Raw genomic sequence first — 27,000 nt, 5'->3', positions numbered from 1 at the left:
GCATCGCGAGCTGCGCTCGCTCCTACGTTTGTTTCGGGCCAATTAGGCCTGGGGCATTTGGGCGCCCACCATTATTCGAACAGTGCATCCAGCGCCTGCTCCAGCCGGGTGACCGCAATGACCTGCAGCCCGGCCGGTGCCTCCTTGGGGGCATTGCCCTTGGGCACAATGGCACGCTTGAAGCCATGCTTGGCCGCCTCTTTCAGGCGCTCCTGCCCACTGGGCACCGGCCGCACCTCGCCCGACAGGCCGATTTCACCGAATACCAGCAGGCCGTGGGCCAACGGCCGGTTGCGCAAGCTGGACATTACCGCCGCCAGCAAGGCCAGGTCTGATGCGGTTTCCAGTACCTTGACCCCGCCGACCACGTTGAGGAACACGTCCTGGTCATGGGTCGGAATACCCCCATGCCGGTGCAGCACCGCCAGCAGCATGGCCAGGCGGTTCTGGTCCAACCCCAACGTGACCCGGCGCGGGTTGGCCAGGTGGCTGTCATCCACCAGCGCCTGCACCTCCACCAGCATCGGCCGCGTGCCCTCCCAGGTCGCCATCACCACACTGCCGGGTACTTCTTCCTGGGTGCGGTTGAGGAAAATCGCCGATGGGTTGGACACCTCCTTCAGGCCGCGGTCGGTCATGCCGAAAACGCCCAGTTCGTTGACCGCGCCAAAGCGGTTCTTCACCGCCCGCAACAGGCGCAGGCGGCCGTCGGACTCGCCCTCGAAATACAGCACCGTGTCGACCATGTGCTCCAGCACCCGCGGGCCTGCCAGCGAGCCTTCCTTGGTTACATGGCCCACCAGGAAAATGGCCGTGCCGCTCTGTTTGGCGTAGCGCACCAGCAATGCAGTACTTTCACGCACCTGGGCCACACCGCCCGGCGCCGACTGCAGCTGCTCGGTGAAGATGGTCTGGATCGAGTCGATTACCATCACCCGCGGTTTTTCCTGGCGCGCCGTGGCAATGATGGTTTCGATGCAGGTTTCGGTCATGACCTTGAGCTTGTCCTGGGGCAGCCCCAGGCGCCGCGAGCGCATGGCCACCTGCTGCTGGGACTCTTCGCCGGTGACATACAGCGCAGGCATGCCCACCGCGATGTTGCACAAGGTCTGCAACAGGATGGTCGACTTGCCGATACCCGGGTCACCGCCAATCAGCACCACCGAGCCGTCCACCAGCCCGCCACCCAACACGCGGTCCAGTTCGGTACTGCTGGTGGTGAAGCGCGGGACCTCTTCGACGCTGACTTCGGCCAGGGTCTTGATCTGCGCCTGCTGCCCGGTCCAGCCCGCACGCCCACTGCTTGGCGCTGCCGCACCCCCGCTTTCGATCATGGTTTCGACCAGGGTGTTCCAGGCCCCGCATTCGCCACATTGCCCAGCCCATTTGGGGAAGGTCGCGCCGCACTCGGTGCAACCATACATGCGCTTGGCCTTGGCCATGGGGAGTGTCTCCGGGTAAAAAAGCCTGAATGATAACGTAGCGAACGTGCCCTGGCGGGCCAGGGATGCGACAAAACTATTCGTTGCGACAGTAGTCACTACCCCTGAATGCAGCGCATGAAGCGTTTAAGTGGCTTACACTGCGTTTACCTCACCATTTGTTACAAAGGAATAGATACATGGGCATGATCAGTGAGTTCAAGGCCTTCGCGGTCAAAGGCAACGTCGTCGACATGGCGGTCGGTATCATCATCGGCGCGGCCTTCGGCAAGATCGTCTCGTCCTTCGTTGGGGATGTGGTCATGCCGCCACTGGGGCTGTTGATCGGCGGTGTCGATTTCAGCGACCTGGCCATCACCCTGAAAGCTGCTCAGGGCGATATCCCGGCGGTGGTGCTGGCCTATGGCAAGTTCATCCAGACCGTCATCGACTTCGTGATTATCGCCTTCGCCATCTTCATGGGCGTGAAGGCCATCAACCGCCTCAAGCGCGAAGAAGCGGTGGCGCCAAGCGTGCCGCCTGCTCCGTCGCCTGAGCAAACGCTGCTTACCGAAATCCGCGACCTGCTCAAAAACCGCCCTTGAGGCAGTACCCTGCGAGCGGCGCCCGCCGTTCGCAGGCAGTAATTACCAGTAGGTTTCCACCGCGACCTGGCCAGGGCGCTTGCTCAGGCTCAACTGCAGGTCGCGCGCCTTGAGCACCTTGCGCGTCTCATCGATCATCTCAGGGTTGCCGCACAGCATGATGCGCGAGTGCTCGGGTGACAGCGCCAACCCAGCTGCCCGCTCCAGCTCACCGTTCTCGATCAGGGTAGTGATGCGCTGGTCCAGCGCGCCGGGGTGCTGCTCGCGGGTGACTACAGGAATGAACTGCAGTTTGCCGGCGAACTCCGCCAGGTAATCACGCTGCTCAAGGGCGTTGATTTCATCGACGTATGCCAGCTCTTTGGCCTCGCGTACCGAATACACCAGCTTGATGTTGTCGAAACGCTCCCAGGCTTCGAAGTCCTGCAGGATCGACATGAACGGTGCGATGCCGGTACCCGTTGCCAACAGCCACAGGTCGCGCCCGCCGATGAAGCGGTCAAGCGTCAGGAACCCGAATGCCTGGCGGTCTATCAACAGCGTGTCGCCTGCCCCCAGGCGGCTCAGCTCGCTTGTGAATTCGCCACCGGGTACTACGATGGAGAAGAAGTCGAGGTACTCGTCGTGCGGCGCGCTGACCATCGAATAGGCTCGCCACACCACACTGCCATCGGCCTTGCTCACCCCCAGGCGGGCAAACTGACCCGAGCGGAAGCGAAAGCCCGCATCGCGCGTGACTCGCAGGCTGAACAGGTTCGGCGTCAAAGGCTGAACATCGAGCAGGGTCTGACGAGTGAATTTCTCAGCGCTGGCGGTCATGTCGGGCTCCAAATGCGGGGTCCATACAGTGTCGCGCAAAGTAGTCTGGATAAAAACCACTGCTTTGTGGGGCCTAGTGCCGTTCGCGGCACATTCGGTCACAGAAAAGCCCGCCTGCTATAGCCAAATGTACCAACGATGGGCTGAAACGTTTCCTACACTCAAACCGGCACCCATACGGATTGGGCTCCGATGCCCACTGGAGACTTCAGATGTTTCACTGGAAGCCAGAGCATCTTCACGCCTTTGTGAGCGAGCGCCACCCGCGGAAACTGTTCGATATCGCTGTGCACCTTACCCAGGATCTGGACTTCGACTACCTCGGCCTGAACCTGCGAATACAGATCGCCACCCAAACCCCGCACTTCTACCTCTATAGCAATTACCCGAGCGACTGGATCCTGTGCTACCAGGATGAAGACTTCTACAAGCAGGACAGCGCCAGTATCGCCAGCCACACCTCCACCACACCCGTACTGTGGACTGACGAACTCTACAAAGAAGCCCCTCATGTGCGCGAGGCGGCATGCCAGCATGGCCTTCGGCACGGCTGGACACAGTCACTTCACGACTTGCAGCACAACGAAAGCCAAATGAGCGTGGCCAGGCCCGCTGGCAGAATCGAAACGGCCGAACTGTACGACAAGGCGGGTAGCGTTCAGTGGATATGCCACACCCTGCATGCGGTACTCTCCGAGCATCATCTGGATGCACTTTGCCCGCCCCAACCGAAAATGAGCGAGCGGGAGCTTGAGGTATTGAAGTGGTCCGCCGCCGGCAAAACCGCCGCCGACGTGGCCTGCATCCTGTCCCTGTCGCAAAGCACGGTCAATTTTCACATTCGCAGTGTGATCACCAAAACCAACGCGGCCAACAAGGCTGGCGCCGTGGCCATTGCCGCCCTGCGCGGCTGGATCTGACGTTCGAGCCTGCGACCTTCGGCAAAGAGCTGTAGAATCGCCCGGCAAAGCCCGCGGCGAACCGCAACGGGCAGATTCGTACCCGAGCCAGACGCCATGCCCTTGTTGACCACCCCTTTTGCTGCCCTCGACCTGATCCGTCAGCCCGAGCAGGCCAACGACCCGCTGCAGGCGTTCGACGCCGCCGACGAATACCTGCTTGAGCAGTTGCACCAGCAGGTGCCCCAGGCTGGCTGGCGAGTGCTGGTGCTCAATGACAGTTTCGGCGCCCTGGCGGCCAGCCTGGCCGGCCATGTGCAGGTGGTCAGCAGTGGCGATTCACACCTGGCACACCTTGCCTTGGGCAAAAACCTGGTGCGCCGTGGCTTGTCATTCGACAGCGTGCCGTTCATACCGGCCAGCGAGCATTGGCAAGGTGAATTCGACCGCGTGTTGATCCGTGTCCCCAAGACCCTGGCATTGCTTGAAGAGCAGCTGATTCGCCTGCAAGGCCACCTCGCCCCTGGCGCGCAGGTGATGGCCGGCGCCATGGTCAAGCACCTGCCGCGTGCAGCCGGCGATCTGATGGAAAAATACATCGGCCCAGTACAGGCCTCACTGGCGCAGAAAAAAGCCCGGCTGCTGACCGCAACCCCCGCGCACCAACCGCTCGCCTGCTCACCGTACCCCAGCCGTTACCGCCTGGAGGCGCCGGCGCTGGAGCTGGTCAACCATGCCAACGTGTTTTGCCGAGAGGGGCTGGATATTGGGACCCGTGCGTTCTTGCCTCACCTGCCTGAGAACCTGGGCAGCGCCCGGGTAGCAGACCTGGGGTGTGGCAACGGGGTGCTGGCCATTGCCAGCGCCATGGCCAACCCGGACGCGCACTACACCTTGGTTGATGAGTCCTACATGGCCGTACAGTCCGCGCAAGAAAACTGGCAGGCAGCCCTGGGCGAGCGCCCGGCCACGTTCCTGGCGGGCGATGGCCTGGCAGGGATCGACAAGCAATCCCTGGACGTTGTGCTGTGCAACCCACCGTTTCACCAGCAACAAGTGGTGGGTGATTTCCTGGCCTGGCGCATGTTCCAGCAGGCCCGCGAAGCGCTGGTAGTGGGTGGCGCGCTGTACATCGTGGGTAACCGCCACCTGGGCTACCACAGCAAGCTTGCCCGCCTGTTCCGCGGTGTGGAACAGGTGGCGGCAACGCCCAAGTTCGTCGTGCTCAAGGCGCGCAAATAAAGGTGCCGGGGCTGCCTGGCAGCCCCGGCAACGCTCAGTGGGTAGTCAGGCCGGCTGCGCTCATGAACAGCCGCATCACCCAGGCCGCCACACCCAGTGCCGCCACGCTCATCGCCCAGATGAGCAGCAGCCAGCCCAGGCGCTGCCACAAGGGTTTCTTCTGCTCCGCACCTTGGTTACTGGTCATTTTTCAGCCTCCTAGTGATAGCCCTGATCGTGAGTCACCTTGCCGCGGAACACGTAGTAGCTCCAGAAGGTGTAACCCAGGATGAAAGGCAGGATGAACAAGGTGCCGACCAGCATGAAGCCTTGGCTCTGCGGCGGCGCGGCGGCCTCCCAGATGGAGATGGACGGCGGGATGATGTTCGGCCACAGGCTGATGCCCAGGCCGCTGTAGCCAAGGAAGATCAGCACCAGGGTCAGCAGGAACGGCGCGTAATTCGCGCTGCGCGCCACTGCCTTGAACAGCCCGTAGAAGGTCACCAGCACGAGTACCGGTACCGGCATGAACCAGATCAGGTTGGGCATGCTGAACCAGCGCTCGGCGATCTGTGGATAGGCCACGGGTGTCCACAGGCTGACGATGCCGATCACCGCCAGCAGCACCAGGGCCAACGGGCGGCCAAGGTTGTGCATCTGCTCCTGCAGCGGCCCTTCGGTCTTCATGATCAGCCAGGTGCAGCCCAGTAGCGAGTACGCCACGATCAGCCCCAGGCCACAAAACAGGCTGAAGGGTGTCAGCCAGTCCAGCGTACCGCCGGCGAAATGGCGGTCCACCACCTTGAAACCTTCAATGAAGGCCCCCAGCGCTACCCCCTGGAAGAACGTGGCCACCAGCGAGCCGCCGATGAACGCCTTGTCCCACAGATGCCGGCGCTGGGCGCTGGCCTTGAAGCGGAACTCGAACGCCACGCCGCGGAAAATCAGGCCGATCAGCATCAGCATCAACGGCAGGTACAGGGCTTCGAGTACCACCGCGTACGCCATCGGGAAGGCACCGAACAATCCGGCACCTCCCAGTACCAGCCAGGTTTCATTACCGTCCCACACGGGAGCAACGGTGTTCATCATCACGTCCCGGTCACGCTCACCTTTAACGAAAGGGAAGAGCATGCCGATGCCGAGGTCGAAGCCGTCCATCACCACGTACATCATCACGCCGAAGATGATGATGACAGCCCAGATCAGTGGAAGATCGATACCCATGGCTCAGTTCCCCTTGCTCAGGTCTGCAGTGGCAGCATCACTGCTGTCGTCGGCGGCGGACAATGGCCGTGCTGGCGTACGTTGCTGGCCTGGCCCACCTGGGCGCGGCTGGTCCCCTTCACCGGTATGCGGCCCTTTGCGCACCAGGCGCATCATGTAGGCAAAGCCGGTGCCGAACAGGGCGAAATACACCACCACGAAGGCCACCAAGGTGAAGCCCAGCTGGGTGTAGCTGTGGTTGGACACACCGTCGGCGGTGCGCATGACCCCATACACCACCCAGGGCTGGCGACCGATTTCGGTGGTGAACCAGCCGGCAAGAATCGCCAACAACCCGGACGGCCCCATCCAGGTGACGAAATGCAGGAACGGGCGCGAGGTGTACAGCTTGCCACCCTTGCGCAACCACAGGCTCCACAAGCCGGCGGCAATCATGAGCATGCCGAGCGCGACCATGATGCGGAACGACCAGAAGATGATGGTGGAGTTGGGCCGGTCTTCGGGCGGGAATTCCTTCATCGCCGGTACCTGCTGGTCCAGGCTGTGGGTGAGGATAAGGCTGCCGAGTACGGGTATCTCCACCTTGAAGCGAGTCGTTTCAGCCTGCATGTCGGGGATGCCGAACAGGATCAACGGCGTTGCCTCGCCCGGCTTGTTCTCCCAGTGGCCTTCGATGGCGGCAATTTTCACCGGCTGGTGCTTGAGCGTGTTCAGGCCGTGGAAGTCGCCGATCAGCGCCTGCACGGGCGCCACGATCAGGGCCATCCACATGGCCATCGACAGCATCTTGCGCACCGAGGGGTTGTCGCGCCCGCGCAGCAGGTGCCAGGCCGCCGAAGCACCGACGAAGAAGGCGGTGGCGACAAAGGCTGCCGTGGCCATGTGCATCAGGCGGAACGGGAACGAGGGGTTGAAGATGATCGCCAGCCAGTCCACCGGTATGACGCGGCCATCGATGATTTCGTGGCCCTGGGGGGTCTGCATCCAGCTGTTGGAGGCCAGGATCCAGAATGTGGACACCAGCGTACCGAGCGCCACCATGCAGGTGGCGAAAAAGTGCAGGCCACGCCCTACCCGGTTCCAGCCAAACAGCATTACGCCCAGAAAGCCTGCTTCAAGGAAGAACGCGGTGAGGACTTCGTAGGTGAGCAACGGCCCGGTGACCGAACCTGCGAACTCGGAGAACCGGCTCCAGTTGGTGCCGAACTGGTAGGCCATGACCAGGCCAGACACTACCCCCATGCCGAAGTTGACAGCAAAGATCTTCGACCAGAAGTGATAGAGGTCCCGGTAGACCTGTTTGTCGGTCTTCAGCCAAAGGCCTTCGAGCACGGCCAGGTAGCTTGCCAGGCCAATGGTGATGGCCGGGAACAGGATGTGAAAGGATACGGTAAACGCGAACTGGATCCGGGCGAGATCCAGAGCCTCTAGACCGAACATAATGCTTCCTCTTCAGGTAATCCGGCGATCGGGCCGGTGGCACCGTCGCCCACTGCCCCCACGTAGTCGAGTACGGCGCGTTGGAATTGTTCTGTTCGATGTGCAGGGATTACGGCCAGAAGGCCGAACCGTCGCGGGATCGTTACGATTGCAACGATTGACCCAGATCAACGATATGCCTGCAAGCATAGCCCCGAAAGGCCCAACTGGCCGTGTGGTGGTTTGCCGCGTGACCGGTTGCCCCACCCCGGTTCCAAATGCGGCGGAAAAATGCCCGGGCGTGCAAACAGCAACCATTTGTTACAAACAGATGATAGGCTGCAGCCTTCCCCACGCGCCGAGGTCAAGGGTTCCGATGTCTGATTCTGCGCCGCAGTTGTTGCGCCATCACCGCCCTTTTCTGGCCTTCTGGCTGGCCAGGGTGTTTACCGCCAGCGGTTTCCAGATGCTCACCGTGGCCATTGGCTGGCACCTCTACCAGTTAACGGGCAACGTGTTGGACCTGGGGCTGGTGGGCCTGGTGGAGTTCGCACCCCGGGTACTGTTCATGTTGCACACCGGCCATGTGGCCGACCGTTATGACCGGCGCAAGGTGGCGGCCCTGTGCCAGAGCCTGCAGGGGCTGATCGCCCTGGCCCTGGCGGTGGGCAGCGCTACCGACCATGTCACCCGCGAACTGATCTTCGCCCTGGCCTTCCTGCTGGGGGCCACCCGCTCGTTCGAGATGCCCGCCACACAGGCCTTGCTGCCCAACGTTGTACCGGCCGGGTTGTTCCCACGGGCCGTGGCAGCCTCGGCATCTGCGACCCAGTCGGCAACCATCGTGGCGCCTGCCGTGGGCGGTTTTCTCTATGCCTTTGGCAGCATTTGGGTGTACGGGCCAACGGTCGCCCTGTATGCCATCGCCTGCGTGCTGACCCTGAGCCTGCAGGCCCGTGGCCGGGTGGCCCAGCGCGGGCGCGCCAGCCTTGAGTCTTTGCTGGCAGGCATCCGCTTCATCCGCAGCCGGCCAGACATCCTCGGCGCCATTTCGCTGGACCTGTTCGCCGTGCTGTTGGGCGGGGCGACGGCACTGCTGCCGGTGTTCGCCAAGGACATCCTGCTGACCGGGCCAATGGGCCTGGGGCTGCTGCGCTCAGCGCCAGCGGTGGGCGCCTTGCTGATGTCGGTGTGGCTGGCCCGGTTCCCGTTCGAACGCAAGGTGGGGCGGACCATGTTCACGGCGGTGGGCGTGTTCGGCATGGCCACCATCGCGTTCGGCCTGTCCACCTCGTTCCGGTTCTCGCTGGCAGTGCTGGTGGTGCTTGGGGCTGCCGACATGATCAGCATGGTGATCCGCGGGGCGTTCGTGCAGCTGGAGACGCCGGACGAAATGCGTGGACGTGTCAGCGCAGTCAATGGGCTGTTCATCGGTGCCTCGAATCAGCTCGGCGAGTTCGAATCCGGGGTCACGGCGCACTGGTTTGGCACAGTGCCTGCCGTGGTGCTCGGGGGTGTGGGCACCCTGGTGGTGACGGGGGTGTGGATTAAACTGTTCCCGACACTGGCCAAGCGGGATCGGTTGCACGAGGGCTGAAGGGTTGGCCTCTGCCGGCCCCATCGCGGGCACACGCCGTGCGCAACCCTTTCCCCAACGGCCATAGGCCCCCGCCTGGCATGCTGGTATGATGCGCGGCTTTTTTCCACCCCACACAAAACCACGGCAACCGGTACGGTCTGTGCTTTGCTGATGGGGTCGATACATTCATGGCGCCGGGGGCGCCTCGGGGAGCGGGCATGCTGGAAAGGCTGTTTCAACTAAAAGCACACAACACCAATGTGCGCACCGAGATACTGGCGGGCGTCACCACCTTCCTGGCCATGGCCTACATCCTGTTCGTCAACCCGAGCATCCTCGGCGAGACCGGCATGGACAAGGGCGCGCTGTTCGTCGCCACCTGCCTGGCGGCCGCCATCGGCTCCACCACCATGGGCCTGATCGCCAACTACCCGATCGCCCTGGCGCCGGGCATGGGCCTGAACGCCTTCTTCACCTACACCGTGGTGCTGCACATGGGCCACACCTGGCAGGTAGCGCTGGGCGCGGTGTTCCTGTCGGCGGTGATGTTCTTCCTGCTGTCGATCTTTCGCATCCGCGAGTGGATCGTGAACAGCATTCCGCTGCCCCTGCGCTCAGCCATCGCTGCGGGCATCGGGCTGTTCCTGGCACTGATTGCCCTGCATAACGCGGGGATTGTGGTGGATAACCCAGCCACGCTGGTGGGCCTTGGCGACTTGCGCCAGCCCGCGCCGATTCTGGCCACCCTCGGTTTCTTCCTGATCGTGGGGCTGGAAGCGCTGAAAGTGCGCGGCGCGGTGCTGATCGGCATCCTGGCGGTTACCGTGGCAGCCATTGCAATGGGCGTCACACCCTTTGGCGGGATCGTCTCCATGCCGCCTTCGCTGGCACCTACCTTCCTGCAGCTGGACATCGCCGGCGCCCTGGACGTGGGGCTGGTGAGCGTGATCTTCGCCTTCCTGTTCGTCGACCTGTTCGACAATTCCGGCACCCTGATCGGCGTGGCCAAGCGCGCCGGGCTGATGGGCAAGGATGGGCACATGCCGAAGATGGGCCGCGCCCTGATCGCCGACAGTACCGCCGCCATGGCCGGTTCGTTGCTGGGCACCTCCACCACCACCAGCTACATCGAATCTGCCGCTGGCGTGAGCGCAGGTGGCCGCACCGGCCTGACTGCCATCGTGGTCGCCGTGCTGTTCCTGCTGGCGCTGTTCTTCGCCCCGCTGGCCGGCAGCGTACCGGCCTTCGCCACGGCACCGGCCCTGCTGTTCGTTGCCGTGCTGATGGCCTCGGGCCTGGCAGAAATCAACTGGGATGACGTTACCGAAGCCGCGCCGGTGGTGGTCACCGCCCTGGCCATGCCGCTGACCTACTCGATTGCCAATGGGATCGCCTTCGGCTTCATCGCCTGGACAGCCATCAAGCTGATCAGTGGCCGCCATCGCGACCTGAACGCGGCACTGGTCATCCTTTCCATTCTGTTCGTCATCAAGCTGGGCTGGTTCAACGCATGAGTGCCGCTTTCGACCCCACCTCCTACGCCAGCCAGCTGGACGCCAAGGTAGCCCGGCTGCGCGAGCTGCTGGCGCCCTTCAGCGCGCCGGAGCCTGCCGTTTTCGATTCACCGCGCGAGCACTACCGCCTGCGCGCCGAGTTCCGCCTGTGGCGCGAGGACGGCCAGCGCCACTACGCCATGTTTGCGCCCGGGGACAAGCACAAGGCGATTCTGATCGACGATTTCCCAATCGCCAGCCGCCCCATCAATGCCCTGATGCCCCGGCTGAAGGCTGCGTGGCAGGGCAACGAGGCACTGGGCAACCGCCTGTTCCAGGTCGAGTTCCTGACCACGCTGGCCGGCGACGCGATGATCACACTGTGCTACCACCGCCCGCTGGACGATGCCTGGGAAGCGGCCGCCCGGCAGCTTGCCGATGAGTTGGGCGTCAGCATCATCGGCCGCTCCAAGGGCAAGCGCCTGGTCATCGGCCGCGACTACGCGGTGGAGAAACTGGAGGTGGCGGGCCGGGTGTTCAGCTATCGCCAGCCCGAGGGGGCCTTCACCCAGCCCAATGGCGCGGTGAACCAGAAGATGCTCGGCTGGGCGTTCGACGCCATGGGCGAACGTGAGGACGACCTGCTGGAGCTGTATTGCGGCAACGGCAACTTTACCCTGCCGCTGGCCACCCGCGCCCGCCAGGTGCTGGCGACCGAAATCAGCAAGACATCGGTGAATGCCGCGCTGAGCAACCTGGACGAAAACGCTGTGGACAACGTGCGCCTGGTGCGGCTGTCGGCAGAGGAACTGACCCAGGCATTGAACGGCGTGCGGCCGTTCCGCCGGCTGGAAGGCATCGACCTGGGCAGCTACAGGTTCGGCACCGTGTTCGTCGACCCGCCGCGTGCCGGCATGGACCCGGATACTTGCGAGCTCACCCGGCGCTTCGAGCGCATCCTGTACATCTCCTGCAACCCGGAAACCCTGGCGCAAAACATCGCCCAGTTGCACGATACGCACCGGATCGAACGCTGTGCGTTGTTCGACCAGTTCCCCTACACCCACCACATGGAAAGCGGCGTATTGCTGGTTCGGCGCTAATCCCTTAGTCGGTTGGGCCCTTACGGCCCACCGGCCCTGTCAGGAGCCCGTGAAGATGGACCAGTTGGCCGCCATGCACACCTTTCGCCGGGTCGTCGACCTCGGCAGCTTCAGCGCCGCGGCCAGCTGTACAGGCCAGTCCCACACCGTACTGTCACGCCAGGTGAAGCAACTGGAGCGCCAGCTGGGCACACAACTGCTTGCCCGCACTACACGCCGCCTGCACCTGACCGAAGCGGGCACACTTTTTTATCGCCACTGCGTCTCTATCCTTGAGCAGGTCCAAGCGATGACGCTTGAGCTCTCCGAGCATCAGCAGCAACCCACGGGCACCCTGCGCCTGGGTGTACCAACCGCCTTCGGCGAGCTGGAACTGGGGCGCTGGCTGGCTGACTTTGTGGAACGCCACCCATGCCTGCAGGTGGAGCTCAATTGCAGTGATCGCTTTATCGACATGCTCGAAGATGAAGTCGATGTGTGCCTGCGGATCACCGATCATCTGCCGGACTCCAGCCTGGTGGCTCGCCGGCTGGCGCCCAGCGAAGTGATGCTGGTCGCGGCCCCCGGTTACCTCAAACGCCATGGTGCGCCCAGCTCACCGGGTACGCTGAGCAGCCATGCACTGCTCGGCTACAGCAACCTTGCGCACCCTCAGCGGTTGCAGCTCACCCGCGCGGATGGCGAACAACACGACATCGTCATGCCCAGGCGCCTGAGTGCCAACTCACCGATGGCCCTGCGCGCTGCTGCAATTGGCGGGTTGGGCATTGCCAGTTTCGACCGTTTCATCGTGCACGATGCGTTGCTCGACGGGCGTCTGGTGCCAGTACTTGAAGGCTGGAAGTTGCCCGCGCGCAACCTTTACGCGGTCTACCCGCAAAGCCGCTACCTGGCACCCAAGGTGCGGGCGTTGTTGGAGTATGTGCAGGCTTATTACGCCCAACCCAGGTGGCAAGCTTGATCTGTGCAAAATAAGCACAGGTCTTGGCCATGCAGGGACGTATCTGTGTGAATGGCGTTACTTTAGCCTTGGCTGCAGGGTTATCCAGCGAAGGAATTTCACATGAAGGCATTACAGAAAATAGTCGCGGGCATGGCGCTCGCAACCCTGGCAACAGGCATCAATGCGGCAGAAAAAACCGTGTCGGTACCCGACAGCAGCGCCCTCGCATGGCAAGCGGTGCCCAATACCCAGGGCGCCGTCAGCTACGCGAACGTAGAGGGCGATATCTTTGGCACCGGGCCTTATTCGGCCTATGTCAGGTTCAGAAAAGGGACCGACAATGGCCTGCACCAGCACAGCCAAGCGCTGCCGACAGTAGTACTGCACGGCACGTTTTACGCAGTGATCGATGGCAAACGCAGCGAATTCCCGGCGGGGTCGTACTACAAGCTACCGGCAGACCTGGTACACGAAAGCGGGTGCACCGCGGCAGCCGATTGCCTGCTTTTCCAGTACCAGGCCGATGCGTTCGACCTCAAGCCTGTAAACAGCTGATTACCAGGCTGCTTGAGAGGCCGCTCCGCCAAGGCACTGCTTTACCCTGAACGGAGCGAGCGCCCCTTTACTCAGAAGTCGAAGAACACCGTCTCCCCTTCCCCCTGAATACGGATATCGAAGCGATACGCCGTCTTCCCGTCCACTTCGCAGCGCTTGGCAATCAGGGTTTCCCGCCGCTGGGGCTGCTCGATCAGGTTGAGCACCGGGCATTTGGCGTTGGCCTCGGCTTCATCGTCGAAATACAGGCGGGTGTGCAGGTGGATGTTGATGCCGCGGGCAAACAGGCTGAGGTTGATGTGCGGCGCCATCGGCACACCTGCGGCGTTGTTTACCACGCCCGGTTTGACCGTGTGCGCCGTCCACTCGCCTGCGTCGAAGGTGGTTGCGGTGCGCCCGAAGCTGTTGAAGGCGTTCTCCAGGTTGTAGGCGTCCTGGTAGTCGCCGTTGGCATCGGCTTGCCACAGCTCCAGGAACGAATCGCGCACCAGGTGGCCGTTGCCGTCGTACACGTGGCCGATCAGCACGATGTGTTCGCCGGCAGCCTCAGGCTTGGCCAGGCGGTTCCAGATTTCCTGGTCACGGGTGGGGTTGCCGGCCGCTTCCAGGGCCAGGCCGATGTGCACGTAGGGGCCGGCCGTTTGCGAAGGGGTTTCCGGCAGCAGTTCGATTGGCATGGCGGGGTCCTCAGCAGTTTTCGAAGTGGGTCTTGCGCTGGCCACGCAGCACGATGTCGAAGCGGTACGCCAGGCAATCCATCGGGTTGGCGTTGCTCATGTCGAGCTTGGCGATCAACTGTTGCACGGCTTGCGGGTTGGCGATGGACTTCACGATTGGGCACATCGGGATCAGCGGGTCGCCCTCGAAATACAGCTGGGTGATCAGTTTGGTCGCGATCGAAGGCCCGCTGATGGCGAAGTGAATGTGCGCCGGGCGCCAGTCGTTCGGGCCATTGCGCCAGGGGTACGGGCCGGGTTTGATGGTACGGAAGCTGTAGTAACCGTCGCGGTCGGTGAGGCAGCGGCCTACACCCCCGAAGTTGGGGTCGAGCGGCGCCAGGTAGCGGTCATTCTTGTGGCGGTAGCGGCCGCCGGCGTTGGCCTGCCACATTTCGACCAGGGTGTTTGGCACAGGCTTGCCATACTGGTCGACAATGCGACCGGCAACGATGATGCGCTCCCCAATCGGCAAGCCGCCGTTGTTGAAGTTCAGCAGCAGGTCGTGGTCATGGGCGCCAAAACCCAGGTGGGAGAAATCAGGGCCGGTGGTTTCACTGATCGACTGTGGGATGCTGACCAAGGCCTGACGCGGCGAGCGCGCGATCGAGGTCTTGTAGTCAGGCGTCAGGGCCTTGGGGTGCCAGTTGCGATCACGGATCACGAAGCGGCTGTTGTCCTGAGCGGGCATGCCGGTTTCCTCTCTTGGAATTATGGAACGCCTGGGTGCGGCAGGCGGACTTACAGTTTCAGGGAGCATGGATGCAATGAATATTGAATTCATGCCGAAGAGGCTTAACCAAATGGTTATGCATGACAGAAGCGCCTGACACCTGTCGGTGCAGTGGACTAATCTTTATCTTCTTGTTTCAGGCTCTGGAGAGCATTCATGGAATGGCGAAAAGGCCGACGTAGCGACAATGTGGTCGACGCCCGGGGCTCAGGTGGCGGCGGGATGCGGTTTGGTGGCGGCAAAGGGCTGGGGCTCGGCGCCATTCTGCTGATCGTGGGCATCGGCTGGCTGACCGGCCAGGACCCGTTGCAGATCCTGGGCCAACTGACCGGCCAGATGCAGCAGCAGGCACCCACCGCCACTTCTGGCAAGGCGCCACCTGCCAACGATCAGCAGGCCGAGTTCGTCGCGTCCATCCTGGGCGATACCGAAGACACCTGGCAGGCGCTGTTCGCGCAGGCCGGCAAACAGTATCGCGACCCCAAACTGGTGCTGTTCAGCGGCCAGGTCAATTCGGCCTGTGGCTTTGCCTCGGCGGCGGTCGGGCCGTTCTATTGCCCGGCGGACCAGCGCGTTTACCTGGACATGTCGTTCTTCCGTGAAATGGAAACACGCTTTGCCGCTGCGGGTGACTTTGCCCAGGCCTACGTGATCGCCCACGAGATTGGCCACCACGTGCAGACCTTGCTGGGGGTATCGGCCAAGGTGGATGCCGCCCGTCGCAGCGGCCAGCGCATGGAAGGCGACAACGGTCTGCTGGTGCGCCAGGAGTTGCAGGCCGACTGCCTGGCCGGTGTGTGGGCCTACCAGGCGCAGAAGCGCCTGAACTGGCTGGAACCAGGTGATGTGGAAGAGGCCCTGAACGCGGCCAATGCCATTGGCGATGACCGGTTGCAGCAACAGGGCCAGGGCCGCGTGGTACCAGACTCGTTCACCCACGGCACGTCGGCGCAGCGGGTGCGCTGGTTCAAGGCCGGCTTCGCCCAGGGCGAAGTAGACAGCTGCGATACCTTCAGCGCCCGCAACCTTTGAGATCTCCGGGGCCGCCAAACGGCCCCTCTACCCCGCGCCTGTTACGGTTTTGCTGAAAAAGCGTTTCAGCTTCCCCGTCCGCTGCCGATACACCCAGCACGATTCAGCGGGCATCCAGAACAACAACGCCTTGCGAACGAAGATCAAGAGAGCGAAAAACAACTTCTGGAGTGCGTGCATGAACAGCTGGTTTGCCAACATCAGCGTCAACCTGAAACTTGGCCTGGGCTTCGGCCTGGTGCTTATCCTGACCGGCGTGCTGGCCCTCACTGGCTGGACCAGCCTGGGCAGCCTGATCGACCGCAGCAACTGGATGAGCGATATCAGCCAGCTGAACAAGGACCTGACCGACCTGCGCATCGCGCGGCTGCAATACATGATCGCCAACGGTGACGACGCAGCAGCGGCCAATACCCAGGCCAAGCTCGATACATTCAGCAAGCAGCAGGCCTACCTGGCGCATACCTTCAAGAGCCCTGAAAACGTGAAGTTGCTGGGCGAGCTGGGCGAAACCATCAGCGCCTACAAAGTCTCACTGGCCAAGATGCGCCAGGGCTACGACGCCGGCCGTGCTGCCCGCGCCGCCATGGACAACGCCTCTGCCCAGGCCGACAAGGCCATGGACGCATTGAGCCAGGCCGTGATGGCACGCGCCGAGGGCGACAGCGTGCGCCTGGCCCAGCAGCAACTGATCAGCAAGACCCGCCAGCAGCTGTTGCAGGTGCGCATCGACGTGCGCGGCTACATTGCCGATAACACCGCACAAAACGAGCAGGCTGCGTTGCGTCAGCTGGACGCTGCACTGGCCGAGGTGGACACCCTCAAGCGGGATTTGCCTGGCCAGGATGCCACCTTGCCGCCGCTGGAGCGCGCCGTGTTGGCGTTCCGTGACGCTGCGCGCCAGTTCCGCGACGCCGTCGCCACCATCAACGTCGCCCGGGCAGAAATGACGGTAGAAGGTGCCGACATCGTCAAGACCAGCGATGCGCTGTACAAGATACAGCTGGAGCGTCGCGACATCGAAAGCAGCCAGGCCCGCACCCTGCAGGCCGTGGCTACATTGCTGGCGCTGCTGGTTGGTGTGCTGGCAGCAGTGCTGATCACCCGCCAGATCACTCGCCCGTTGCAGGACACCCTGGTGGCCGTGGAGCGGATTGCCAGCGGCGACCTTACCGAGCAGCTGCGGGTGACCCGCCGCGATGAACTGGGTGTGCTGCAGCAAGGCATCGCACGCATGGGGACCACCCTGCGTGAGCTGATTGGCGGGATTCGTGATGGCGTCACGCAAATTGCCAGCGCCGCCGAAGAGCTGTCGGCAGTGACCGAGCAGACCAGCGCAGGGGCCAACAGCCAGAAGGTCGAGACCGACCAGGTGGCCACCGCCATGCACGAGATGGCTGCCACCGTTCAGGAAGTGGCGCGCAATGCCGAACAGGCATCGCACGCCGCCACGGGGGCCGATGGCGAAGCCCGTGCCGGTGACCGCGTGGTCGGTGAAGCGATTGGCCAGATCGAGCGCCTGGCCGAAGACATGCACCGTTCCACAGAGGCCATGAACCTGCTGCAGCAGGAAAGCCAGAAAATCGGCAGTGTAATGGACGTGATCAAGTCGGTTGCCGAACAGACCAACCTGCTGGCGCTGAACGCAGCCATCGAGGCGGCACGTGCCGGCGAGGCAGGCCGTGGTTTTGCCGTGGTCGCCGACGAGGTACGTGGCCTGGCCCAGCGTACGCAGAAATCCACCGAAGAAATCGAAGAGCTCATCGCCAGCCTGCAGCACGGCACCCAGCAGGTGGCCAATGCCATGCAGGGCAGCCGCTCGCTGACCGACAGCAGCGTGGAACTGGCGCGCAAGGCAGGGTCGTCGCTTGAGAGCATCACCAGCACGGTGTCGAGCATTCAGTCGATGAACCAGCAGATTGCAGCGGCCGCAGAGCAGCAGAGTGCGGTGGCGGAAGAGATCAGCCGCAGCATCCTGAATGTGCGCGATGTGTCGGAGCAGACGGCGGCAGCCAGCGATGAGACAGCCGCGTCCAGCGTGGAGCTGGCGCGGCTTGGCGGGGAGTTGCAGATGTTGGTGAGCCGGTTCAGGGTGTGATCGGGCGTGGCGTGGGGTTACTTGACCAGTAGGCCCACGCCGCGGCCGCGGGGGTCGGAGGCGGTTTCAAGCGTGGCGCCGTTTACCCGGATCGCCTGGATGTCGCCCATCTCCCAGCCTTGGTCCTCAAGCACGTACCCCATCTGCTTCAGGTCATCGGCCACCTGGCCGGTCAACGGGGCATAGCTGTCGTAGTAGATCGTGTCCTTGGGCAGCAACTGGTGATGCACGCGCTGCGCGGCCACTGCCTTTTCCAGCGGCATGTTGTAGTCGTACAGGTTGTTCATCACCTGGAAGATCGAGGTAAAGATCCGCGAACCGCCCGGCGTGCCGATCACCAGTTCCACCTTCCCGTCGCGGGTCATCAGGCTGGGGCTCATCGACGACAGCATGCGCTTGCCGGGGGCAATGGCATTGGCATCGCCGCCTACCACGCCGAACGCGTTGGCCGCACCGGGCTTGGCGCTGAAGTCGTCCATTTCATCATTGAGCAGGAAACCTGCACCTTTGACCACGACGCCACTGCCGTAGTCCAGGTTGAGGGTGTAGGTGTTGCTGACGGCGTTGCCCTGCTTGTCGACGATGGAAAAATGCGTGGTCTGGTGCGGCTCGAGGCCGGGCTTGACCTGCTCCGTATCAGAAATGGCCTTCGGGTTGACCTGGGCGGCGCGTTTGGCCAGGTAGGCCTTGGCGACCAGCTTGTCCACAGGTACCTGAGTGAAGGCCGGGTCGCCCAGGTAATCGGCACGGTCGGCGAACACCCGCTTCTCGATTTCGGCCAGCAGGTGGATGTACTGCGCGGAGTTGTGCGCCACGCCTTTGAAATCGGCGGCACGGTCTTCCTTGATGCCCAACAGCTGCGCCAGGGCGACCCCGCCAGAGCTGGGCGGCGGCGCGGTATACACCACGTTGCCGCGCCAGCTCACGGCCATCGGTTCACGCCAGACAGCCTTGTAGTCCTGCAGGTCCTGCCTGGTGATGAGCCCTTTGTCGGCCTGCATCTGCGCCACCAGCAGGTCTGCGGTCTTGCCTTGGTAGAACTCGCTCACGCCCTTGTCGGCAATGCGTTCCAGGGTTTGTGCCATTTCGGGTTGCTTGAACAGCTCACCAACCTTCATGTTGCCGAAATAGTCGTTGAAGTTGGTGGCGGTCTTGAACATGCCTTGGGCATCGTTGCGGTACTGGTACTGTTTTTCCGCCACCTTGAAGCCATTTTTGGCATAGCCGATGGCCGGGGTCAGCAGCTCGCTCCAGGGCAATTTGCCGAACTTGTGGTGTGCCTCCCACAGGCCCATCACCGTCCCCGGCACACCCGCTGCGCGGGCGCCGACCAGGCTCAGGTTCTCGATGACTTCGCCCTTGTCATCCAGGTACATGTTGCGCGTGGCCGCCCGCGGGGCGACTTCACGGTAATCGAGGAAGTAAGGCTTGCCGTCGACGAACAGGGTCATGAAGCCGCCCCCGCCGATGTTGCCGGCCTCCGGGTAGGTGACGGCCAGGGTGAAGGCGGTAGCCACCGCAGCATCCACCGCATTGCCGCCTTTCTTCAGGATGTCGGCGGCCACCTTTGCACCGTACTCATCGGGAGCAGCGACGGCGCCGCCTTCCAACACAACGGCATGCACCGAAGAGCAGCTGAGGATCGCGGCGGCCAGGGCCAGGTACTGGAACGGGACAATACGCATGACACTTCCTTGGTGTTGGTTTTTGTCGAGTTGTCAGTAAGGCCGAAGGGCCGCCGGTGTGCAATCGGCACCCGGAAATTTCGCCGTCGGCGGGCAGGCCATGTCGTGATCAGGCAACTGGGCTGGCGTACTTTTCCAGTTTGCGCTGGATGAAATCAAGGAAGCACTGGATGCGCAGGGCCAGCTGGGTATTGCGGTAGTAGACGGCATGGATGGGCTGGCGATAGCCGTTGTTGGCGTCTGCCAGCAATACCTGCAGGCGCCCGGCGCGGATGTCGTCGTGGGTCATGAAATGCGAGAGGCAGACGATGCCCTCCCCCGCCAAGGCCAGCTGGCGCAGGGTTTCGCCGCTGGAGGCCGTCAGCGCCGGGCGAATGCCCCACTGCTCCCCCTGGGCATGGCGCAGGGGCCAACGGTTGAGTGATTCGGGTTGGCTGAAGCCCAGCAGGCTGTGGCTGGGCAGGTCCTCGACCCGCAGCGGGACCCCCTGCCGGGCGAGGTAGGCAGGGCTGGCCAGCACCTGTACCGGGCTGCTGCCCAGGCTACGGGCATGCAGGCTGGAGTCGGCCAGCTCACCGATACGTATCGCCACATCCGTGCTGTGCTCCAGCAGGTCGATGATCAGGTCGTCGGTGTTCAGCTCCAGCTCGATGCCAGGGTAGTGCTGACGAAACTCGCCAACCCACGGGACGATGGCATGCAGCATGAAAGGCGCCGCCGCATTGATGCGCAGGCGCCCGGTGGGCATCTGGCGGTTGATCGCCAGGCGTTCTTCCATGTCGTCCATCTGCTGCAGTACCTGCCGCGCCCGCTCTAGAAAGAAGCGCCCCTCTTCGGTGAGGTCCATGCGCCGTGTGGTTCGGTTCACCAGCGTGGTGCCCAGCTTGGCCTCAAGGCGTGCCAGGGTGCGGCTGACCGCCGAGGGGGTCTGGCCGATCTGTTCGGCGGCGGCGGAAAGGGAGCCGCAGTCGATGACAGCGACGAACACCTGGAGCTCTTCGGATCGGGTTTTCACATTCAGGCCTGCGGCAGGTAGCTGCCGGGATTAGATCGCCTTGCCGAACACCTTGTCCAGATGCGCCAGGTAACCTGCCAGCGCAACCGGTACATCCGGGCGCTTGATCACGTCAACGGCCAGGTAGGTGGGCAGGCCCGTCATGCCAAGAAACTGGTTGGCCTTGTGGAACGGGAAGTACACCCCATCGACACCCTTGCCTTCGAAGAAATCGTCTTCGGCATCGAACGCCTGCTGCGGTGCGTTCCAGGTAAGCGACAGCATGTACTGCTTGCCTTGCAACAGGCCACCACTGCCATACTTGCGCGAGGTGTCCGAGCGGCTGCGGCCATCGTTGGCGTACAGGGTGCCATGGCCTTCCGTGAACACGTCGTCGATGTACTTTTTCACCGTCCAGGGCGCGCCCATCCACCAACCTGGCATCTGGTAGATGATGACATCGGCCCAGAGAAACTTCTCTACCTCGGCCGGTACGTCGTAACCGCCGTCGATGAACGTCTGCTGCACCGCGAACCCGGCATGGTCCAGATGGGCCAGCGCTGCATCATGAAGGGTCTGGTTGAGCTGACCGTGAGAATGGGCGAACTGTTTGCCGCCGTTGAGCAAAAGGATGTGCTTCATGCTGGGCCTCTGATAGCCGGCGACCGGCTCAGTGAAAAGTTGAGGCCGCAGGTTATAGGCCGTGGGATGCAGCAAACAGCCTCGTTGCCGCACAATACATGTGACCCAAAAGCATGAATCCAGGTTTTATTATTGCTTTAACATTGCCCTTCCCTCACACGAGCGACTCTTCATGACCGAGCAATACGCATTCATCCTCAAGGCCAAGACGCGGCCGGAAATGGCCGATGCTTTCGAGAACCTGTTCAGGCCCTTTGTGGAGCCCAGCCGCCGGGAACCTGGCTGCATCGAGTACCACATGCTGCGCGACCAGCAGGACCCGACCCTGTTCGTATTCTTCGAAGTATGGGCTGACAAAGCAGCGCTGGATGTGCACGCCGCGCTGCCCCACATGACCGCATTCGCTGAGCGGCGCATGGACTACCTGGCGCAGGATTTCGAGTTCCAGCGGGTAGACATGCTCAGCCCATCGTCTGCTAGCCGTTGAGCAACAGATGGGCGCCCAGCATGGCCAGGCCAATGAAGAAGCACCGCTTGAACAGCACTGGGCTGATACGCTGACGCAGCCATTGCCCGGCGAGCATGCCCAGCAGCGCCGGTGCCAGCATCAGCAGTGAGGCACCCAGGGCCTGACCGCCAAGTGCATCCTGGCCGGCCAGGCCCATGGCCAATGCCAGGGTGGAAACCGTGAAGGACAAGCCCAATGCCTGGATCATCTGCTCACGGCACAGGCCCAGGCTTTGCAGGTACGGCACCGCCGGCATCACGAACACCCCGGTAGCGGCCGTGACCACCCCGGTGATCAGCCCGCATATGGGCCCCAGCCAGCGCTCCCGGGAAGGTGCCAGGCTGAAGCCCGGCCCGGCCAACCCGTAAAGGGCGTACACCAGCAAGGCCGCGCCCAGGGCATGCACGGCCCAGGGGCCGCTGTCGATGCCCAGCCAGGCGCTGCCCAGCAGGGTGCCAATGAACGTCATTGCCAGCAGGGGCCACAAACGCACGAGCAACGTGCGCAGATGCCCACCACTGGCCAGCTGCCAGAGATTGGTCAGGGTCGAGGGCACTATAAGCAGGGCCGCTGCCTGCGCAGGGGGCATAGCCAGGCCCAGCAACCCCATTGCCACTGTCGGCAAACCCAGGCCGATCACGCCTTTCACTGCGCCAGCCATGAGAAAGGTTAGCACCACCAGTAGCGAAAGGGCTGGGCCGATACCCTGGTAAAACGCGAAGACTGTACTCATGGGTTGATGATGGCGGATGCCTGACCGTGTGAACATCTGCCATATACTCACCCAGACTATTGCGTGGACAGAGCCACATGCACTTCGAGCTGGTTGATCTCAAGCTGTTTCAACACACCCTGGAATGTGGAAACATCACCGCGGGCGCCAGCCGGAGCCATCTGTCGCTCCCCGCAGCCAGCGCGCGCATCCGCGCCATGGAGGCTTCGCTGGGTGTGCCGCTGCTGCAGCGCAACCGCCGGGGCGTTGTGCCAACGGCGGCCGGCCAGGCTTTGTTGCAGCACGCCCGGCTGATCGGCCAGCAGGTGGAGCGCCTCCAGTTCGACCTGGCGCAGTACGCCCAAGGGCAACAGGGCCAGGTGCGCTTGCTGTGCAACACCGCAGCCCTTACCGAATACCTGCCGGAACTGCTGGCCAGCTACCTGGCAACCCACCCCGGGGTGAGCGTGGATGTGCAGGAGATGCCGAGTTTGCGCATTGTTCAATCCATTACCCAGGGCATTGCCGACCTGGGCGTGGTCTCGAGTGCCGCCCCGGTGGAGCACCTGCAGACGCGGCCCTTTCGGGACGATCCACTGGTGCTGGTAACGCCCCCGGGCCACCCACTGGCCCGGATGCCGGCACCCAGCTTTATCGACAGCCTGGCCTACGGCTATGTCGGCCTGGGGCCTGCCAGCGCCCTGGCGTTGTACCTCGAAGAATTGGCACTGCGTGCCGGCCTGCGCATGCAGGTACGGGTAAGGGCCGAGGGGTTTGACGGGGTAATCCGCATGGTTGCTGGCGGGGCGGGAGTCGGCGTTGTGCCGCTGGCGGCGGTACAGCGCTGGCAGGGCTTGCTGCCATTGCATTGGGCTGGCTTACAGGAACCCTGGGCCAACCGCCGGTTGCTGTTGTGCGCACGGGATTTTGCAGTGTTGCCAGGATATACGGCGGGGTTGGTGGCGTTGATAGGGAAAAGCCTTTTAACGGATGATGAAATAACCTGTGACCAATCATAAAAAGGCAACGATTTCCAGCCAGGACGCAATCAGTATTCGAGACCTCAGCCAGGGCGGGAAATTTTTTATCCCTGTTGGGTTTACCAGCCCTGACTTGATGTGAAGGGACGTTAGACCGATGAAAAATGGGCGGCAGTAGGAACACTAACTTCAAGGTGGTGGCCACGCTTCAAAATTCATCTGGCGCCGCCTCATCAATCAATTCAACTATTGATTCTCCTGCGGCCCGCACATAGGCAGGCTTTTCTCTGCTCCCAAGTGGAAACGCAGGCTGAATTAATTCAACCTGCCCAACTTGATCATTGCACAGACTAATACAAGCCAAGAAAAGCCGACTGTATTCAGCCAAAATGCCACCCGCAGCCGCTTTCTCAAATGTAATGGAACGCCCATCACCTCAGACTCATTCACCACTCCAATACGGCAATTGAATTTTGTAAAAACAACAGCGCCTGCTACGGTGCATGCTATGAACCAACGCGCCCGTATACTGGTGTCCCCCATAATTCCCCTGATGCCTGCGACATACGGGTTATTTCTAAAAGCCTCGTTTAGCACCTTAAAATCGCGGGACCAGATCACAGAGGCATTCACTGTCATCCCGAGGATCATGACCAAAAAAGGTGAGACCACGAAAGCAAGCTGCGCTTTCAATGGCCATGTATCAACATCAATCATTGCTCCCCCTGAATAGCATCTGACCGCCCTCTTCACCTATTAATTCGCCGATCCAGCCACCTAAATAAGATGCTGCAACAACCCCAGAAATACCCATCAAGTTTCCTCATCCCTACAGTATTCAACTTGGCTGCCTAGAGGTCAGCGTTGTGTGATTGGTAGCGGTACAGCACTGGTAGGGGCTGCAGTATTAGCATTTTGACGCCCCACAGAACCCCTAGACCAAACGCTAATTACTGAGAGGCGCACGGGAGTTTTCAGCGCCCTCTGGAGACGCAGTTGGGACACGACCCCCCTCATTTAATTAAAAAATACGCCGCCATCAACCAGCAGCCTGCGACCATTTCCAGCCTTGACGCTAATAATATTCTAGACTTTAGCACTGGCGGGAATCTGCTGATCTCGTTTGGGTCAAGCAGCCCCCATTTAACTTGAAGCGTTGCTGATTCCAGCAAACCAGCCACTGCACCCAGCAAGAGAAACCGGCACTTTAGCTGCTTCATTCCCCAAGCCACTTTCATTGCTTCCAAATAACGATTGCTCTTAACACTTGACATCGCGAGATCAAAATCTTTCGATAACGCAATGCGGCACGTTATTGCCAACCCAGTCACGGCAATAAAAAAGGGGGTTAGTAGAAATATGAGTTTTGTAGCGAATGGCCAGGTTTCAAAGCCCATCGTGAGCCCCTTCGTACAATACGTCAGCAGTCGCTTCGCCTAACTGGTCGCCCGCCATGCCCCCTGCGAGCCCACTCGCGCCAGCTACCGCTATGCCACATACTGGCAAGGCAACACCTCTACTCGCTGCCACTAACAAGCCACAAAGAATGCCACTCGTTAAACTGCCCAGTTTTCCCATAACGCTCGCCCCAATCACTCCACCCGCGAAGCGCCCGGTCTCAGTCACTTGAATTTTCTTGCACGCTTCAGTTTCTCCAGCCCTGCAAACCTCTTGAATTTTCAAATACGAAGCCCCTCCACCTATCCCAATTCCTGCATACCCGCCCGCCTTGAGGTACTTACTAAGCCGCGCCACCTTATCCAGGTGAGTCGCATAACCGGGTATCTGCCCCGGCCCGCCAGCTTTGGACCAGTGATGAACCAGGCTTTTGGTGGAGATATTCAGGCGCTTCTTCAGGCGCTCATAGCTACCCAGGTTCAGTTGTTTATTGAGCAACGCGGCCTTCAACTGCCCGTCCAGCTGCTGTAAAAGGTGCCGCCGCTCAGCAAAGAAGCTTGGGCTGTTCAAATGGCCATGGCGGAGAAACTCCTGCTGATGCAACTGTTCGATCGCCGACAGGGTTCCGCTTACCTGTTTCAGCCCCTGGTTGAGCATATCCGTGCCCACCCCCATGGCCTGGCTGGCGTTTTCGAGTAACCCGGCAATCTCTGCCTGGTGCTCCATCATGAAATCGGCTTCGGCCATGTCGAGCGCTTGCAGTGCGCGCCTGGTGTGCTGCGCGGCGGCCATCAGCTGCCCTTCCTCGCGGGTGCAGGAATGGCCGTTGTCCGGGTCGCCGATTACGAACATTTCCCCAGCCTTGAAGCCCTGTGCATAAGTGGGGTTGAGCCATTTCAAGCGGGAGATGGGCAAGGTGGCATCATGCTCAGCGAGCTGCAGCAAGACGTGCGCAAACGACATGCGCCGGGGAACCAGATAGAACCCCGGCTCAAGGGTGCCGGGCAGCGCGCTGACAAGGGTTCGGGAAAACCCGTCCCCCCGGAAAACGGTTGCTGGCTCAGCCAAGGCAGCTGGCCCAACCGCGGTACCGGGCTGGCTGCTCGACGGCCCCTCGTAGAGCGGTGCGACGACCCGGTTGCTGCCAGGTGAGCAACCGCAGATCACCAATGAACCATCCGTGGCGACAGGCTGGCCATCGGATATGAAGCTTTCAGCCCCTTCGGCCACCACGCCTGCTTGCCCGCAAACCGGGCACGCCGTGGTCGGGTCGCCGACGCGCAGCACACTGCGTGAGTTGTCCAGGTAACCCGTGCCGGTGGCAATACAAACGGCACCGGTAGTGGTGATGTCGCCATCTACTGCCTGGCCCCTGCCTTCAATGTTCACGCGCATCGCGCAGCTCCCTGCCTTTGGTTGAGGCCAAAAAACCTAACACCCAGGAAGGAACTTCAAACGCCAGGCCCCTCAAATCAGATACTTCCTACACTGAAGGTCTTCCTCCACCTGCTGTCGCGCAGGTGGCTTTACCCCAGTGCAAGACTCACCCAAAATGACGCCCATGCGGCCCACTCGAAAAAGGATTTGCCAGTGGCATCGATCTACCAGCTCAAACCCCGTTTCCAGGCATTGCTGCGCCCCTCGGTGCAGCGCCTTCATGATCGCGGCGTAACCGCCAACCAGGTCACGGTATGCGCCGCCCTGCTGTCGGTATTGCTGGGCCTGCTGCTAGCCGCTATGCCCCACGTCACTTGGCTGTTCGTGCTGGTCCCGGTATGGATGCTGGTGCGCATGGCGCTGAATGCCATCGACGGCATGCTGGCACGGGAGTTTGGCCAGCAGTCCACCCTGGGCGCCTACCTGAACGAGCTGTGCGACGTGATCGCGGATGCTGCGCTGTACCTGCCCTTCGCCCTGCTGCCCGGCGTGTCACCTGTGTTGGTGGTGCTGGTGGTGCTGTTCGCCACTGTCAGCGAGTACGCCGGGGTGATGGGCCCGCTGGCCGGGGCTTCGCGGCGCTATGACGGCCCCATGGGCAAGAGCGACCGCGCCTTTGCGTTCGGCGTGCTGGGCGCAGGGGTGGCGGTGGGGCTGCTCACCGCGGCCTGGGTCAACGGCCTGTTGCTGGTCATCCTCGCGCTCTCGCTCTATACCCTTTACAACCGCGTTCGTCGCGGGCTCGCGGAAAACCGCCAGGCCTAACCTGCAGTCGCAAAAG

At 62.1% G+C, this 27,000-nt stretch carries 27 protein-coding genes; 13 read left to right on the top strand and 14 right to left on the bottom strand.

Annotation, left to right across the window (positions count from 1 at the left end; genetic code table 11):
• Nucleotides 1-71 precede the first annotated feature (71 nt).
• Nucleotides 72-1,442 carry a DNA repair protein RadA gene (gene radA, locus IAE33_RS18435; protein ID WP_201164568.1) on the bottom strand — a complete coding sequence of 457 codons (1,371 nt, stop codon included), beginning with the start codon at nt 1,440-1,442 and terminating at the stop codon, nt 72-74.
• Between the two features lie 179 nt (nt 1,443-1,621).
• Between radA and mscL the strand changes: the two genes are divergently transcribed.
• A complete protein-coding gene (gene mscL / locus IAE33_RS18430; protein ID WP_060483036.1) occupies nt 1,622-2,026 on the top strand; it encodes a large-conductance mechanosensitive channel protein MscL in 405 nt (134 codons plus the stop codon).
• A 42-nt stretch (nt 2,027-2,068) separates the two neighbouring features.
• Here the strand turns inward: mscL and IAE33_RS18425 are convergent, their stop codons facing one another.
• Nucleotides 2,069-2,845, bottom strand: a complete 777-nt coding sequence (locus tag IAE33_RS18425) for a ferredoxin--NADP reductase (RefSeq protein WP_201164567.1) — start codon at nt 2,843-2,845, stop codon at nt 2,069-2,071.
• 212 nt (nt 2,846-3,057) lie between these two features.
• Between IAE33_RS18425 and IAE33_RS18420 the strand changes: the two genes are divergently transcribed.
• Nucleotides 3,058-3,765 (top strand): autoinducer binding domain-containing protein, encoded by a 708-nt coding sequence (locus tag IAE33_RS18420; protein WP_201164566.1) that lies wholly within the window; start codon nt 3,058-3,060, stop codon nt 3,763-3,765.
• A 96-nt stretch (nt 3,766-3,861) separates the two neighbouring features.
• On the top strand, nt 3,862-4,986 hold the full coding sequence (locus IAE33_RS18415) for a methyltransferase (RefSeq protein WP_201164565.1): 1,125 nt from the start codon (nt 3,862-3,864) through the stop codon (nt 4,984-4,986).
• A gap of 34 nt (nt 4,987-5,020) precedes the next feature.
• On the opposite strand, the gene IAE33_RS18410 is transcribed toward IAE33_RS18415, so the two are convergent.
• From IAE33_RS18410 to IAE33_RS18400, 3 genes are read right to left on the bottom strand one after another with little or no spacing between them, the layout of a single operon-like run.
• Nucleotides 5,021-5,173: a DUF2474 domain-containing protein gene (locus IAE33_RS18410; protein WP_033727993.1), complete on the bottom strand. Its 153-nt coding sequence runs from the start codon at nt 5,171-5,173 to the stop codon at nt 5,021-5,023.
• Nucleotides 5,174-5,184: 11 nt separating this feature from the next.
• Entirely contained in the window at nt 5,185-6,192 is a 1,008-nt protein-coding gene (gene cydB, locus IAE33_RS18405) for a cytochrome d ubiquinol oxidase subunit II (RefSeq protein ID WP_028633324.1), read from the bottom strand.
• A gap of 3 nt (nt 6,193-6,195) precedes the next feature.
• Nucleotides 6,196-7,632, bottom strand: a complete 1,437-nt coding sequence (locus tag IAE33_RS18400; RefSeq protein WP_201164564.1) for a cytochrome ubiquinol oxidase subunit I — start codon at nt 7,630-7,632, stop codon at nt 6,196-6,198.
• 355 nt (nt 7,633-7,987) lie between these two features.
• Between IAE33_RS18400 and IAE33_RS18395 the strand changes: the two genes are divergently transcribed.
• The 5 genes from IAE33_RS18395 to IAE33_RS18375 all read left to right on the top strand — a co-directional run bounded on the left by IAE33_RS18395 (nt 7,988) and on the right by IAE33_RS18375 (nt 13,284).
• The gene (locus IAE33_RS18395) at nt 7,988-9,208 is read left to right on the top strand and encodes an MFS transporter (protein ID WP_201164563.1); all 1,221 of its coding nucleotides are present in this window, start codon (nt 7,988-7,990) and stop codon (nt 9,206-9,208) included.
• 200 nt (nt 9,209-9,408) lie between these two features.
• Entirely contained in the window at nt 9,409-10,704 is a 1,296-nt protein-coding gene (locus IAE33_RS18390) for an NCS2 family permease (RefSeq protein WP_028633327.1), read from the top strand.
• Nucleotides 10,701-11,786, top strand: coding sequence for a tRNA (uridine(54)-C5)-methyltransferase TrmA (gene trmA, locus IAE33_RS18385; RefSeq protein ID WP_201164562.1), 1,086 nt, complete (start codon nt 10,701-10,703; stop codon nt 11,784-11,786). The genes IAE33_RS18390 and trmA overlap by 4 nt, the downstream gene beginning before the upstream one ends.
• Nucleotides 11,787-11,841: 55 nt before the next feature.
• The gene (locus tag IAE33_RS18380; RefSeq protein WP_201164561.1) at nt 11,842-12,747 is read left to right on the top strand and encodes a LysR family transcriptional regulator; all 906 of its coding nucleotides are present in this window, start codon (nt 11,842-11,844) and stop codon (nt 12,745-12,747) included.
• A 102-nt stretch (nt 12,748-12,849) separates the two neighbouring features.
• On the top strand, nt 12,850-13,284 hold the full coding sequence (locus IAE33_RS18375; RefSeq protein ID WP_201164560.1) for a cupin domain-containing protein: 435 nt from the start codon (nt 12,850-12,852) through the stop codon (nt 13,282-13,284).
• A 71-nt stretch (nt 13,285-13,355) separates the two neighbouring features.
• Here IAE33_RS18375 and pcaG read toward each other — a convergent pair whose 3' ends face one another.
• A complete protein-coding gene (gene pcaG, locus IAE33_RS18370) occupies nt 13,356-13,961 on the bottom strand; it encodes a protocatechuate 3,4-dioxygenase subunit alpha (protein WP_201164559.1) in 606 nt (201 codons plus the stop codon).
• 10 nt (nt 13,962-13,971) lie between these two features.
• A complete protein-coding gene (gene pcaH, locus IAE33_RS18365) occupies nt 13,972-14,691 on the bottom strand; it encodes a protocatechuate 3,4-dioxygenase subunit beta (protein WP_024087742.1) in 720 nt (239 codons plus the stop codon).
• A 198-nt stretch (nt 14,692-14,889) separates the two neighbouring features.
• Between pcaH and ypfJ the strand changes: the two genes are divergently transcribed.
• Together ypfJ and IAE33_RS18355 are read left to right on the top strand one after the other, a co-directional pair.
• The gene (gene ypfJ, locus IAE33_RS18360; RefSeq protein ID WP_028633332.1) at nt 14,890-15,765 is read left to right on the top strand and encodes a KPN_02809 family neutral zinc metallopeptidase; all 876 of its coding nucleotides are present in this window, start codon (nt 14,890-14,892) and stop codon (nt 15,763-15,765) included.
• 178 nt (nt 15,766-15,943) lie between these two features.
• On the top strand, nt 15,944-17,863 hold the full coding sequence (locus tag IAE33_RS18355) for a HAMP domain-containing methyl-accepting chemotaxis protein (RefSeq protein WP_201164558.1): 1,920 nt from the start codon (nt 15,944-15,946) through the stop codon (nt 17,861-17,863).
• Between the two features lie 17 nt (nt 17,864-17,880).
• On the opposite strand, the gene ggt is transcribed toward IAE33_RS18355, so the two are convergent.
• The 3 genes from ggt to IAE33_RS18340 form a co-directional block, all read right to left on the bottom strand.
• On the bottom strand, nt 17,881-19,548 hold the full coding sequence (gene ggt / locus IAE33_RS18350; protein WP_201164557.1) for a gamma-glutamyltransferase: 1,668 nt from the start codon (nt 19,546-19,548) through the stop codon (nt 17,881-17,883).
• 109 nt (nt 19,549-19,657) lie between these two features.
• Nucleotides 19,658-20,563 (bottom strand): LysR substrate-binding domain-containing protein, encoded by a 906-nt coding sequence (locus IAE33_RS18345; protein ID WP_201164556.1) that lies wholly within the window; start codon nt 20,561-20,563, stop codon nt 19,658-19,660.
• Between the two features lie 30 nt (nt 20,564-20,593).
• A complete protein-coding gene (locus tag IAE33_RS18340) occupies nt 20,594-21,184 on the bottom strand; it encodes an NAD(P)H-dependent oxidoreductase (protein WP_201164555.1) in 591 nt (196 codons plus the stop codon).
• A gap of 172 nt (nt 21,185-21,356) precedes the next feature.
• Between IAE33_RS18340 and IAE33_RS18335 the strand changes: the two genes are divergently transcribed.
• A complete protein-coding gene (locus tag IAE33_RS18335; RefSeq protein ID WP_028633337.1) occupies nt 21,357-21,671 on the top strand; it encodes a putative quinol monooxygenase in 315 nt (104 codons plus the stop codon).
• On the opposite strand, the gene IAE33_RS18330 is transcribed toward IAE33_RS18335, so the two are convergent.
• A complete protein-coding gene (locus IAE33_RS18330; RefSeq protein WP_201164554.1) occupies nt 21,661-22,425 on the bottom strand; it encodes a sulfite exporter TauE/SafE family protein in 765 nt (254 codons plus the stop codon). The two genes, IAE33_RS18335 and IAE33_RS18330, sit on opposite strands and share 11 nt — an antisense overlap.
• Nucleotides 22,426-22,502: 77 nt before the next feature.
• Here IAE33_RS18330 and IAE33_RS18325 point away from each other — a divergent pair, with 77 nt between their 5' ends.
• Nucleotides 22,503-23,423, top strand: a complete 921-nt coding sequence (locus IAE33_RS18325; protein WP_201164553.1) for a LysR family transcriptional regulator — start codon at nt 22,503-22,505, stop codon at nt 23,421-23,423.
• A gap of 276 nt (nt 23,424-23,699) precedes the next feature.
• Here the strand turns inward: IAE33_RS18325 and IAE33_RS18320 are convergent, their stop codons facing one another.
• From IAE33_RS18320 to IAE33_RS18310, 3 genes are all read right to left on the bottom strand, one after another.
• Nucleotides 23,700-24,101, bottom strand: coding sequence for a hypothetical protein (locus IAE33_RS18320; RefSeq protein WP_201164552.1), 402 nt, complete (start codon nt 24,099-24,101; stop codon nt 23,700-23,702).
• Nucleotides 24,102-24,397: 296 nt separating this feature from the next.
• Nucleotides 24,398-24,781, bottom strand: a complete 384-nt coding sequence (locus IAE33_RS18315) for a hypothetical protein (RefSeq protein ID WP_201164551.1) — start codon at nt 24,779-24,781, stop codon at nt 24,398-24,400.
• Nucleotides 24,771-26,177 (bottom strand): PAAR domain-containing protein, encoded by a 1,407-nt coding sequence (locus IAE33_RS18310; RefSeq protein ID WP_201164550.1) that lies wholly within the window; start codon nt 26,175-26,177, stop codon nt 24,771-24,773. Before IAE33_RS18310 ends, IAE33_RS18315 begins: the two co-directional genes overlap by 11 nt.
• Before the next feature lie 195 nt (nt 26,178-26,372).
• On the opposite strand from IAE33_RS18310, the gene IAE33_RS18305 reads away from it, so the two are divergent.
• Entirely contained in the window at nt 26,373-26,984 is a 612-nt protein-coding gene (locus tag IAE33_RS18305; RefSeq protein ID WP_201164549.1) for a CDP-alcohol phosphatidyltransferase family protein, read from the top strand.
• Nucleotides 26,985-27,000 lie beyond the last annotated feature (16 nt).

The organism is Pseudomonas sp. S60 (assembly GCF_016647865.1).
Classification (GTDB): domain Bacteria; phylum Pseudomonadota; class Gammaproteobacteria; order Pseudomonadales; family Pseudomonadaceae; genus Aquipseudomonas; species Aquipseudomonas parafulva.
Note: the sequence above shows the minus strand (reverse complement) of the source record. Positions and strands in the feature narration are given on the sequence as shown.